The 12,246-nt window shown below is 46.3% G+C and carries 13 protein-coding genes; 6 read left to right on the plus strand and 7 right to left on the minus strand.

Annotated features, from left to right (window positions below; all coding sequences use genetic code 11):
- Positions 1 to 149: 149 nt before the first annotated feature.
- The 6 genes from miaA to ABIX36_RS25095 form a co-directional block, all read right to left on the minus strand.
- On the minus strand, positions 150 to 1,058 hold the full coding sequence (gene miaA / locus ABIX36_RS25070) for a tRNA (adenosine(37)-N6)-dimethylallyltransferase MiaA (RefSeq protein ID WP_348084913.1): 909 nt from the start codon (positions 1,056 to 1,058) through the stop codon (positions 150 to 152).
- A gap of 141 nt (positions 1,059 to 1,199) precedes the next feature.
- Complete coding sequence (locus ABIX36_RS25075) at positions 1,200 to 1,847, minus strand: hypothetical protein (RefSeq protein ID WP_348084914.1); 648 nt, start codon at positions 1,845 to 1,847, stop codon at positions 1,200 to 1,202.
- Between the two features lie 37 nt (positions 1,848 to 1,884).
- Positions 1,885 to 3,297 (minus strand): HD domain-containing protein, encoded by a 1,413-nt coding sequence (locus ABIX36_RS25080; RefSeq protein WP_348084915.1) that lies wholly within the window; start codon positions 3,295 to 3,297, stop codon positions 1,885 to 1,887.
- 57 nt (positions 3,298 to 3,354) lie between these two features.
- Entirely contained in the window at positions 3,355 to 3,921 is a 567-nt protein-coding gene (locus ABIX36_RS25085) for an L-threonylcarbamoyladenylate synthase (protein ID WP_348084916.1), read from the minus strand.
- Entirely contained in the window at positions 3,914 to 5,041 is a 1,128-nt protein-coding gene (locus ABIX36_RS25090) for a glycosyltransferase family 1 protein (RefSeq protein ID WP_348084917.1), read from the minus strand. The genes ABIX36_RS25085 and ABIX36_RS25090 overlap by 8 nt, the downstream gene beginning before the upstream one ends.
- Before the next feature lie 85 nt (positions 5,042 to 5,126).
- A complete protein-coding gene (locus ABIX36_RS25095; RefSeq protein WP_348084918.1) occupies positions 5,127 to 5,942 on the minus strand; it encodes a 2,3,4,5-tetrahydropyridine-2,6-dicarboxylate N-succinyltransferase in 816 nt (271 codons plus the stop codon).
- A 53-nt stretch (positions 5,943 to 5,995) separates the two neighbouring features.
- Between ABIX36_RS25095 and ABIX36_RS25100 the strand changes: the two genes are divergently transcribed.
- The 6 genes from ABIX36_RS25100 (at position 5,996) to kdsA (ending at position 11,688) form a co-directional block, all read left to right on the plus strand.
- Complete coding sequence (locus tag ABIX36_RS25100; protein WP_348084919.1) at positions 5,996 to 6,958, plus strand: ADP-ribosylglycohydrolase family protein; 963 nt, start codon at positions 5,996 to 5,998, stop codon at positions 6,956 to 6,958.
- Between the two features lie 9 nt (positions 6,959 to 6,967).
- On the plus strand, positions 6,968 to 7,384 hold the full coding sequence (locus ABIX36_RS25105) for a S4 domain-containing protein (RefSeq protein ID WP_348084920.1): 417 nt from the start codon (positions 6,968 to 6,970) through the stop codon (positions 7,382 to 7,384).
- 314 nt (positions 7,385 to 7,698) lie between these two features.
- Positions 7,699 to 8,994 (plus strand): nucleotide sugar dehydrogenase, encoded by a 1,296-nt coding sequence (locus tag ABIX36_RS25110; protein ID WP_348084921.1) that lies wholly within the window; start codon positions 7,699 to 7,701, stop codon positions 8,992 to 8,994.
- A gap of 244 nt (positions 8,995 to 9,238) precedes the next feature.
- Positions 9,239 to 10,174 carry a KpsF/GutQ family sugar-phosphate isomerase gene (locus ABIX36_RS25115; protein WP_348084922.1) on the plus strand — a complete coding sequence of 312 codons (936 nt, stop codon included), beginning with the start codon at positions 9,239 to 9,241 and terminating at the stop codon, positions 10,172 to 10,174.
- Positions 10,175 to 10,181: 7 nt separating this feature from the next.
- Positions 10,182 to 10,922 carry a 3-deoxy-manno-octulosonate cytidylyltransferase gene (gene kdsB / locus ABIX36_RS25120; protein ID WP_348084923.1) on the plus strand — a complete coding sequence of 247 codons (741 nt, stop codon included), beginning with the start codon at positions 10,182 to 10,184 and terminating at the stop codon, positions 10,920 to 10,922.
- Complete coding sequence (gene kdsA, locus ABIX36_RS25125; RefSeq protein ID WP_348084924.1) at positions 10,909 to 11,688, plus strand: 3-deoxy-8-phosphooctulonate synthase; 780 nt, start codon at positions 10,909 to 10,911, stop codon at positions 11,686 to 11,688. Before kdsB ends, kdsA begins: the two co-directional genes overlap by 14 nt.
- An 83-nt stretch (positions 11,689 to 11,771) precedes the next feature.
- On the opposite strand, the gene ABIX36_RS25130 is transcribed toward kdsA, so the two are convergent.
- A complete protein-coding gene (locus ABIX36_RS25130; RefSeq protein ID WP_348084925.1) occupies positions 11,772 to 12,242 on the minus strand; it encodes a nucleoside deaminase in 471 nt (156 codons plus the stop codon).
- Between the last annotated feature and the right edge of the window lie 4 nt (positions 12,243 to 12,246).

The raw sequence follows: 12,246 nt of genomic DNA on the forward strand, positions 1-12,246 counted from the left end.
ACTGAAAGTTTGTGAATAGCTTCTCTTGATAATGTTTTTTGCCTTGCATGACGTTAATATACTAAAAATCAACATATTAACGAAATTATCAGGCAAATAAATAATACGTTGTGCAACGGCCACCGGGTACTTGCGGCAGCGAAGAGTCTTTATTTATTCCCAATCACCCCCAACATTTCCCTCATCAAATCCTCGCCCAATGCATCTACCCACGCAATCTCTTTATCTTTCCTAAACCAGGTCATTTGCCTTTTGGCGAAGCGGCGGGTATTTTGTTTGATAAGGCTGATGGCCGTCGGCAGATCGGTTTTTCCGTCTAAGTGATCGAACACCTCGCTGTAGCCAACGGTATTTAAAGCATTAAGGTGGCGATAGGGCAGGAGCGACTCCACCTCCTCAACCAAGCCATCGACTACCATTATATCCACTCGCTGATTAATGCGACTGTAGAGTAGTTCCCTCGGCATATCCAGCCCAAGCTTAATGATATTAAAAGTGCGCTTATTTATTTTTGCGGTGCGATACGAAGAAAAGGGCTGCCCTGAGCTTTCGTAAACCTCGATAGCCCGTATTACGCGCTGTGGGTTGTTAATGTCTACTTCGTTATAGTATACCGGATCTACCGCTTTTAGCCGGTCCTGTAGCGGAATAAGCCCATTTTCGGCAAGTTCAGCGTTCAGGCGTTCCCTTATACCTTCGTTGGCGGTTGGCAATTCATCAAACCCCTCGCAAATGGCTTTAATATATAGGCCCGAGCCGCCCGCAAGTACTACTACCGGGTGTTTCTGAAATAGCCTTTCCAGTAAAACAAGGCATTCCCGTTCAAAATCGCCGACGGAGAAACTTTCGCTAATAGAATGTGAGTTAATAAAGTAATGAGGAGCCGCGGCCAACTCTTCGGCAGTGGGCTTAGCCGTACCGATAGACATCTCCCTGAAAAACTGCCTTGAATCGGCAGATACCACAACCGTATTAAAATGCTGCGCCAGCTTGATAGCCGCCGCCGTTTTACCCGAAGCAGTAGGGCCGGCAATTACAATAAGGGTGGGTTGGTTCATAGTTAGGAGTTCATGGCTAATAGTTCATGGTTCATAGTAGGACATTAAATTCTAATTTTTGCAGCTGCCATGAACTATGATCTATCAACTATGAACTCAGGCGCAGCTGCTATGAACCATCAACCATGATCTATCAACTAATTAATAATCGTCTCCGCGGCCTGGTTTTTCGTCGTCTTCAAAGCCGTCGTCATCGCCAAAGCCAAATTCATCTTCTTCCTCGTCTTCTTTCTTTTCTTCTTCAGGGTCATCTATGCCCGTATCAGTTACTTCAGAAAAATCTTCGGTCTCCTCGGGGTTGTACAGCATTTCGTTCAGGAAATCCAGGTCTTCATCCGGCGTTGCAGCGGCAGCAGCGGTTGGGTTAAACACATTACCAAACTGTTTTGGTGCTTCACCAACAGAACGTACCACCAGCGGATACGTAGCGCCCGGGGTTTCATTCAGGATGATCTGCCTCAATTCCACATGGAAATCAAAAGGCCTGTCGAAATTGAAGGTATAATAGAACTTTTGGTGCGGATCGTCGATATAGCTGCTCAGCTTTATCTTTTCCATCAGGGGGATCTTCCTGTCAACCCTCTTTTGGTTGGGCAGGTAAGTAATTTCTTCGCCTTTCATCCACTGATCATTGCTGATATAAAAAGATGAAGAATATTCAGGACTGTACCCGGTAGACTGGTGTATTGCGCGGTGAAGATCCTCAAACGTTTGGTTCGATTTTACATCAATATCCCGGCTTACATCATCGTAATCTTCAAAAGTAACCCTGAACCTGTATAATGCCATTTTTCGTAATTTTTGTCAAAAATAATAATGTTTTTATTCAATTTGTGCTTGCAACAACTTTCAAGCCAATTTCCCGGCCTTTTTCAATTGTAAAATTAATCGCGGCCTCTCTATTGTTGGGAATTTCGCCTTCCAGGATCGCTTCGCGGATCTTATTCTTAATAATTCCCACTTCGCGGCCCTCGCCAATGCCAAAAAGCTGCATAATATCCAGTCCGGTTACCGGTGGCTGCCAGTTTCGGATGCTGTCGCGCTCCTCTACATCCTTTATTTTTTGCAGAACCAGCTCAAAATTATTGCGGTACTTTTTAACCTTGTATTCGTTTTTGGTGGTTACGTCTGCTTTACACAACAGCATTAGCGCTTCTATGTCCTCACCCGCCTCAAATAACAACCTGCGCACGGCAGAATCGGTAACGATGGATTGCGATAATACAATGGGCCTTAAATGCAGCTGCACCAGTTTCTGTACGAATTTCATCTTCTCGTTCAGCGGAAGTTTTAGCTGCGCGAAGATCTTGGGAACCATGCGCGCGCCTTTATCCTCGTGTCCGTGGAAGGTCCACCCGTGGCCAGGCTCAAAACGTTTGGTAGGCGGTTTGGCAATATCATGTAAAATAGCCGCCCAGCGCAGCCAAAGGTCTTCGGTGGTTTCGCAAATATTATCCAGCACCTGCAGGGTATGATAAAAATTGTCCTTATGTCCTTTTCCGTTGATGATCTCCACGCCGTAAAGCGCCACCATCTGCGGGAAAATAATGTGCAGCAAGCCCGTATCAAACAAGTAGTTAAAACCAATGGATGGTTTAGCCGAGAGGATGATTTTATTCAACTCATCGGAGATGCGCTCCTGCGATACAATTTTGATGCGGTGCAGATTGCTTTTGATAGCCTCGATAGCCTCATCATCTATCCGGAAATTGAGTTGTGATGCAAAGCGGATAGCCCGCATCATCCGCAGCGGGTCGTCAGAAAAAGTTTCCACCGGGTTAAGCGGCGTACGGATGAGTTTTTGTTCGATATCGGCAATGCCATCAAAGGGATCTACCAGTACGCCATAATTATCGGGGTGCAAGGTAATGGCCAGCGCGTTGATGGTAAAATCGCGGCGTTTTTGGTCGTCGTCCAACGTACCGTTCTCCACAATGGGCTTGCGCGATTCTGAACGGTAGCTCTCCTTGCGGGCACCTACAAATTCCACTTCTACATCCTGGTAGCGCAGCATAGCCGTACCAAAATTTTTAAATACCGAAACTTTTACGTTCAGTTTGGCGGCAACCGCCTCGGCAAATTCGATGCCGTTACCCAAAACAACAATATCGATATCCTTGGAGGGACGATTGAGGAAAATATCGCGCACGTACCCGCCAATAGCAAACGCCTGCACATTTAACCCCGCAGCCAAGCTGGAAATAATAGAAAATACCGGGTGTTGCAGGTGTTGTTTCATAAAAATAAAGCCGCAGAGCGGCTTAGGGTATACGGGGCAAATTTAATGATATTAAAATTAACGGCGAATAAATTCAAAACTGCCGTTAGGGTCCAGCCGCATAATGGTTGATGGGTTCTTTTTTTCCATGCTGTGCTGGTCTATATCCACCACGTAATCAACACCATCAATAATATCCTGGTCTATTTTAGCAAAATACTCCGGCGAGGGTTGCCCGCTGATGTTGGCAGATGTTGATACGATGGGTTTACGCAGGCGTTGGATCAATTGCTGGCAAAAAGGGTGGTTACTTACCCGTATGCCTACGCTGCCATCTTCTGCAATCAGGGCGGGGGAGAGGTTGCGTGCGCCGGGCATTACCAGCGTAAGCGGGTTCTCGGCAAATTCTATCAGTTGATAAGCTATCTCGGGCACCTCGGTAATGTAGCTTTGCAGCTTGTTATCGTTATCTATGAGCACGATCATGCTTTTGCTTTCTTCGCGCTGTTTAAGGGCGAAGATCTTTTGCACGGCTTCGGTGTTGGTAGCATCACAGCCAATGCCCCAAATAGTATCGGTAGGGTAAAGGATGATGCCGCCATCCTGTAATACTTTTAATGCCTTGTTTACTTCGTCCTTAAGCATGGGCGATCACTTGTTTATAAATATCCATCAATTGTGCCGCTAAGGTACGGTCTTGAAACCGTTGCGCATAAATAAGCCCTTCTTTTATCATCAGTTGCCGCGCTGCATCGTTGGTTAACACCTCGTCTATCTGCGTCGCCAGTGCTTTTTCATCGTCGGGGCCTACGTACCGACTAAATTCACCACCGGCTTCCTCCAGGCAAGAGCCGGTTGCAGCAATAACCGGTACCGACGACACTAGGGCCTCTAAAATCGGGATGCCAAACCCCTCGTACCGTGAGGGGTAGACAAACAGATCTGCCGATTGGTAAACCGCCGGCAAATCGTCAAAGGTCACCTGATGCATGAACAGTATTTGATCAGTCAGGTTATTAGCCGATAAGAAAGCTTTTACTTCATCCAGGTAAGCCGTTGTTTTACCAACCACCACCACCGGGATAGTTGTTTTTAAATGAGGCAGTGCTTTGGCCAGCAGCATCAGATTCTTACGTTCCTCAATGGTGCCAACGTTCAGGATGAATCTATCCGGGAGGTTATGCTTTTGTTTAATAGCCGCTTTTTCTTCGGAAGATCGTTCTATGCTGAATTCCGGCGCGCAGCCCTGGTAAACTACATCTATTTTATGTTCGTCTATATTTAATAATTCAACCAGGTCTTGTTTGGTACGTTCGCTGATAGCGATAACCCTATCGGCGGTTTTGCAGGCGCGTTTGGTTTTTGCGGTGTAAATGAGGCGGTTTATCCAGCCATAATATTGCGGGAAACGCAGGAAGATAAGATCGTGAATGGAAACCACCGATCTGATACCCGTATGGCCGATGCCCAAAGGCAACTCATAGCTTAAGCCGTGGTAAATGTCGATGCCGTCTTTTTTCAGGGTGCTCACCACGCCTTTACTGCGCCACAAAGCCGTAAGGTATTTACCGGCAGGGGTGATGATTTTAACATTGGAAAAGCTCTCGAAAAAATTGCGCCACTTATTGGGTTTAAGTTTCGGCGTGTATAGCAGGTAGGTATTTTCAGGATAATGCTCTGCCGTAGTTTTGATCAGCCAGCGACTAAAGTTGCCCAGGCCGGTGTTGTTTAAAAAAGCACGTTTGGCATCGTATCCTATCTTCATGGTGAGTGGAGAGTTGTGAATAGTGAGTGATGAGTAGTAAGTTTAACGAAGCTAAAACTCACTACTCCCCACTCATTACTTACTACTATACTGCTACGTTATTTTCCCTCAAAGCATCATTCAGCGATGTTTTTTTATCGGTAGATTCTTTGCGGGTGCCGATGATGAGCGCGCAAGGCACCTGGAATTCGCCGGCAGGGAATTTTTTAGCATAAGTACCCGGTATAACTACCGAGCGGGCAGGCACACGGCCTTTGTATTCAATCGGCTCGGGGCCGGTAACATCAATAATTTTGGTAGATGCGGTTAAAACCACGTTAGCGCCTAAAACGGCTTCGCGCTCTACATGCACACCTTCTACCACAATAGCACGCGACCCAAGGAAACAGTTATCCTCAATGATCACCGGTGCTGCCTGTACAGGTTCTAAAACGCCCCCAATTCCCACGCCACCGCTCAGGTGTACATGCTTGCCTATCTGCGCACACGAACCTACTGTTGCCCAGGTATCAACCATGGTACCTTCATCAACATAAGCGCCAATGTTTACATACGATGGCATCATGATAACGCCTTTGGCCAAATACGCGCCGTAACGGGCAATACCGTGTGGTACTACACGTACACCAAGCTCCTTATAGTTGGTCTTCAGGCTCATTTTGTCGTAAAAAACAAAAGGGCCTGTTTTAATTTCCTTCATCTCGCGGGTAGGGAAGTATAATATAACGGCTTTTTTAATCCAGTCGTTAGTATGCCAGCGGCTGCCAATGGGTTCAGCAACACGTATCTCGCCTTTGTCCAGGCGGTCGATAACCGTTTCAATGGCGTTGGTGTAATCTTTTTCAGTTAAGAGGTTGCGGTTTTCCCAGGCATCCTCTATCATTTTTTTTAGTTCGATCATCAGAAGAAATAAATTTTGTCAAATTAAAGGATTTTTAGGGAGATTTGTTTGCTATGCTACCCAGCAAAGCAAAAATGATAGTGAAGAGAGATTATTTTAAGGATATTTTATTTGGTGTAGCAGTTGGTGACGCTTTAGGTGTGCCGGTTGAATTTAAATCGAGGCAAGAGATTTTAAAGAAACCCGTTACCGATATGATAGGTTATGGTACTTATGGCATGCCCCCGGGTACTTGGTCTGATGATTCATCTTTGACGTTTTGCCTCGCCGATGCCTTAGCTGATGGTTACGATCTGCAAAAAATTGCGGACAACTTTGTAAAATGGCGTTATAAAAATTTCTGGACAGCGAGGGGTGAAGTTTTTGATGTTGGCATGGCAACACAACAAGCTATTGAAAGGATTGCTAAAGGCGCCAGGCCAGATTTGGCGGGCGGTTTTGATAGCCACTCTAATGGAAATGGCTCTTTGATGCGGATCTTGCCATTGCTTTTTTACATTAAGGATAAACCAATAAAAGATCGATTTACCATAGTAAAAGAGGTGTCATCCGTTACACACGGACATATTCGTTCGGCAATTGCGTGGTTTTACTATCTTGAGTTTGCGAGGAAATTGTTGTCAGGCGGAGATTTATTAGAAGTATATAATCAGTTAAAAACTGATGTGACAGGCTATTTGAATACAACTACGATAGTCAGATCGGAGGTGGAAATATTCGATTCTTTGTTAAAGCAGGATATTTATACTTTAAATATCGACGAAATAAAAAGCAGTGGATACGTTTTGCATACTTTGGAAGCAAGCATTTGGTGCTTATTAAACACGTCATCTTATAGTGAAGCAGTGCTTAAAGCAGTAAATTTGGGCGAAGATACAGATACAACAGCCGCCGTTACTGGCGGTTTGGCAGCGTTAAAATATGGGTTTGAAACCATCCCCGAAAAATGGCTTATTATGCTTTCGCGAAAGAAAGATATAGATGATTTGGCACAAAGATTGGCCGTTAAGTACTAATTACACAATATGCCTGAAAAAGAAAAACTAAGAATTGATAAATATTTGTGGGCCATCCGCATGTTTAAAACCCGTACACTGGCCTCTGATGCCTGCAAGGCGGGCCGTGTAAAATTAGAAAGCAACAACATCAAACCATCGCACGAGGTAAAGATAGGCGAGCGCTACCAGATCTCTAAAGGGCCTGATCGTAAAGTTATTTTGGTTGCCGGCTTATTAGAGAACCGCGTAGATGCCAAAAAAGCTGTGGACTACTACCAGGACATTACCCCGGTAGAGCAAACCACCGCCTTTAAATCGATGTTCCACGCCCCGGTATTAAAACGCGACCGTGGCACCGGCCGCCCCACCAAACGCGACCGCCGCGAAACCGACGACCTGAAGGATAATTTTTTTGAGAAGCCGGAAGGGGAGAAGGAAGAATAATTAACACTTGGCTGCCATTCACTACTTCCCAATTTTTCGGCTAAAGCCAATTCTTTGACTTCAAATTAACCGTTGGCTAAAGCCGAACGGCAATGTGAAAAAAATACTGTTCTCCATTTATTGCCGTCTCCATTAGGGGACGGATGGCAAAATCCATATGTGTGGCTTTAGCCTAAACCAGCGTGACGGTTTAAAGGCGATTTCCATAACTCCTACTCACAACCCATCACTCACAACAATCCTTTTTTATCCGTATTTTTGCATTTTATAACCTGTCGCCGCACAAAAAGCGGTTGGCAGCGTTAACAAGCTACATGAAAAACACCTACCCGGGCGAAGATTTTAAAATTGCGATAATAGGACTTGGCTATGTTGGCCTGCCGCTGGCTATCGAATTCGCCAAAAAATACAATGTTTTAGGGTTTGATATCGACCAGCAACGCATCCTGGAACTGAGCCTTGGCACCGACCGCACGCAGGAAGCCAATATAGACGACCTGCAGCAGGTACTGAAGCATTCGGCTGAGGCAGGTTTGAAGTTCTCTTCGGATACCGAAGAGTTGCGCAATTGCAATACCTACATTGTTACCGTACCCACACCTATCGATCAGTTTAAAGCACCCGATCTCGGTCCGCTTTTAAAAGCAACCGAAATGCTTGGCGAAGTGCTGAAACCCGGTGATCTGGTGATCTATGAATCTACCGTGTACCCCGGCTGTACTGAGGAGGATTGCATCCCGGTGTTGGAAAAAGCATCGGGATTGAAATTTAATGAGGACTTCTTTGCGGGCTACTCGCCGGAGCGCATCAACCCGGGCGATAAAATAAACACGCTCACCAAAATAAAGAAGGTCACCAGTGGTTCCACGCCGGAGGTTGCGCAACGGGTGGATGACCTCTACGCTTCCATTATTGAGGCCGGCACGCACAAAGCGCCAAGTATAAAAGTAGCCGAAGCTTCAAAAGCGATTGAAAACGCACAGCGCGATGTGAATATTTCCTTTGTGAATGAACTGGCGCTGATCTTCGACCGGATGGGCATTGATACCAATGATGTATTGGATGCTGCAGGCACCAAATGGAATTTTTTAAAGTATAAACCCGGCTTGGTTGGCGGGCATTGCATAGGAGTGGACCCATATTATTTAGCACACAAGGCCGAATCGTTGGGCTATCAGCCGCAGGTGATCCTCTCCGGCCGTAGGGTAAATGATGAGATGGGCAGCTTTGTAGCAGGTAAAGTGATCAAGCTGCTGGTTGCCAAAGGGCACGATATCAGCCATGCCAACGCGCTGGTACTGGGTATCACCTTTAAAGAGAATTGCGCTGACGTGCGCAACAGTAAGGTAGTTGATATTTATACCGAACTAAAGGCCTTTGGGCTGAACGTAGATGTTTACGACCCATGGGCCGACGCTGAAAAAGTACAGGATGAGTACCAGATAGCGTTAACCGCAAGCATCGACAAAAAGTATGATGCCATTATTTTGGCTGTAGCACATCAGGAGTTTTTGACGCTGGATTACAGCACAATAATTAATGGCGAAACCAGCGTTATATATGATACCAAATCGGTTTTAGACCGGAATATTGTAGACGCACGGTTATAAGGGTGTTCCAAAGTGTTTCACCAAAATCGTGTAAGTATTTGATATACAATTACTTGAAAAAAATGGTGTTCCAAAATGTTTCACCAATTTTGCTTAAAGCGCTGAATATCAGTATCAATTAAAAAATAAGTGTTTCACGCACAAAGTGGAACACTTGATAAGTATACCCATAGTGCCATTTTACAGGTGCTTGTTTTTTTTAAGTATTATTGCATTCCAAAAATATACCGGAACTTTTTAGCTAATGAAGAGTATCGCCCAAAAAGTATTTGATATCGAAATTGAATCGCTGCAGCACGTTGCATCGATGATAGATGAACAGTTTTCGCAAGCGGTGGAAGCCATCCTGCAATCAAAAGGCAAGCTGGTGGTTTGCGGCATGGGGAAGAGCGGGCATATTGGTAAAAAGATCTCGGCCACGCTCACCAGCACCGGCACCCAAAGCTTTTTTATGCACCCTGCAGAAGCTTTCCACGGCGACCTGGGCATGGTAGGGGAGAACGATATCATCCTCATCCTATCCTATTCTGGCGAAACTGAAGAAGTTTTGAAACTGGTGCCGTTTTTAAAATGGCATAAAAATTTATCCATAGCCGTCACCGGCAACCCCAATTCTACACTGGCTAAAAACGCTACTTACCACTTAAATGTGGGTATAAAGCAAGAGGCTTGTCCGCTGGAACTGGCGCCAACATCATCTACCACTGCCACCCTGGTAATGGGCGATGCGCTGGCTGTTGCGCTAATGACCGCAAGAGATTTTAGTCCCGATGATTTCGCGAGATTCCACCCCGGCGGTCGTTTAGGCCGGAAATTATTAGTAAGGGTGAAAGACCTGATGCGTACCGATGCCCTGCCTTTTTTAGAGCCCGGTGCAAATTTTACACAATTGATCATCCGCATGTCCGAAGGGAAATTGGGGATGGTGTTTGTAGGCACAGCAGATAAAATTTTTGGCGTGATAACCGATGGCGACCTGCGGCGCGGCCTGGTAAAATATGGGGATATTAACCAGCTGCCCATTTCGGAGCTGATGAACCCAAACCCCATTTTTGTGAAAGAAGAGGAATTGGTTTACGATGCCGAAGCACTTATGCTGGAGCGTAAGATAACCACGCTGCTGGTGCAGAATAGCGATAATCAGGTAACGGGCGTTTACCAGATATTTAACCAGGCATAAGCGGCAGATGAAAGCGATAATAGTAATACCCGCCCGCTTAAAGTCGTCCAGATTGCCCGATAAGGTTTTATTGGACCTGGGCGGCAAGCCTGTTATCCAACGTGTTTATGAGGCTTGCATGCAGGCCAAACTGCATCAGGAAGTTTGGATAGCAGCCGATAGTGAGGTGGTGTTTAACCTGTGCAAGCAGTTTACTCCAAATGTGTTAATGACCCGCGAGGAGCATCCCAGCGGAACCGACCGTATCGCCGAGGTGGTTGGAAAGATCCCCTGTGATATCGTGATCAACGTACAGGGCGACGAGCCTTTTTTTGATGCCGATATTATAGACCGCCTGATCACCGCCCTGCGCGAGAGCGATGCCGCTATGGCCAGCGTTTGCGCCCCGGTAGAAACACTGGATGAACTGCACAACCCAAACCTGGTGAAGGTGGTTACCGATGTAAACGGTTACGCCTTGTATTTTTCGAGGTTCAGGATCCCGTACTCGCGCGATAAAATATTGGAAAGCCCTACGGGTTACAAAAAACACATGGGCGTTTACGCCTATCGGGCGGAGTTTCTGAGCAAGTTTATCCAGCTGCCGGTTTCTTTTTTAGAAGGTTCGGAAAAGCTGGAGCAATTGCGCGCTTTGGAAAATGGTTATAAAATTAAAATGATAGAAGTTGCAGGTTTTGAAAAGGGGATTGATACCCCGGAGGACCTGGAGCTTGCACGTAAAAAAATAGAGAACAATGGCACTATATAAAAGCATTACCGAGAAGCCCTTTTTTATTGTTGGCCCCTGCGTTATGGAAAACCAGGAATTGCTGTACACCGTAGCCGATAAGGTTGCGGAGTTGAAAAGCAAGTACCCCATTACTGTGGTGTTCAAATCTTCGTTCGATAAAGCCAACCGTACCAGCATACATGCTTACCGCGGCCCGGGCATTGAGAAAGGTTTGGAAATGCTAAACAACGTGAAGGAAAGATTCGGATTGGAGGTTACTACTGATATTCACGAACCGTTCCAGGCGGCTATTGCGGCGGAGGTGGTGGATATTTTGCAGATCCCGGCATTCCTTTGCCGCCAAACAGATCTGTTGGTAGCAGCCGCGCAAACCGGCAAGGTGGTGAATGTAAAAAAAGCACAGTTCCTATCCGGACAGGATATGTTTTACCCGGCGCAAAAGGTAAAGGAGGCAGGTAACGAACAAATCATCTTAACAGAGCGCGGCAACTCGTTCGGCTATAATAACCTGGCGGTAGATTTTAGGAATATTTATGATATGAAAGAATTTGGCTACCCGGTTTGTATGGATTGTACCCACTCGGTACAGCGTCCCGGCGGTGCAGGCGGCAAAACCGGCGGCGACCGCAAGTTTGTCCCTAACATGGCCCATGCGGCCCGTGCATTCGGTGCCAGCGGCTACTTTATCGAAACCCATCCCGACCCTGACCACGCGCTTAGCGATGGTCCGAATATGTTGTATTTGAAGGATCTGGAGGAGTTGGTGAAATCGCTGATAAGTTAAAGTATTACAGGCAAATGGCGGTGGGGACACCGCCATTTGGGTTTATCACTGGCTGCGGTGTCCTCACCGCAAGCTTCAATCCCCTAATACTCCTCTTTGTCCTCTATCGATTTCCAAAGCTTAAAAGCCGGTTGAGCCTCTTTGCGCATGAGCTGTTCAAAGGGTAATTTACGCTTCTCCATGGGTAACTCCAGTTCATCGTAAATAAAATGGTCGTCGAAGCCAATGGCGGCGGCATCGGCCTTGGTATTGGCGTAGTATATTTTACTAATGCGGGCCCAGTAAATAGCACCCAGGCACATCGGGCAGGGTTCGCAACTGGTGTAGATCTCGCAGCCCTCCAAATTAAAAGTGCCCATTTCCTGGCAAGCCAACCGTATTACAGATACTTCTGCATGCGCGGTAGGGTCGTTGGTGGGCACCACCTTATTGGCACTGCGGGCTATCACCATGCCGTCTTTTACTATTACGGCACCAAAGGGCCCGCCCAGGCCCTGTTTTACGTTATATTCCGATAGGTCTATCGCCATCTGCATAAAATCCTCGTGTCCCATATCC

Source organism: Mucilaginibacter sp., from assembly GCF_039925265.1.
Lineage (GTDB): Bacteria > Bacteroidota > Bacteroidia > Sphingobacteriales > Sphingobacteriaceae > Mucilaginibacter.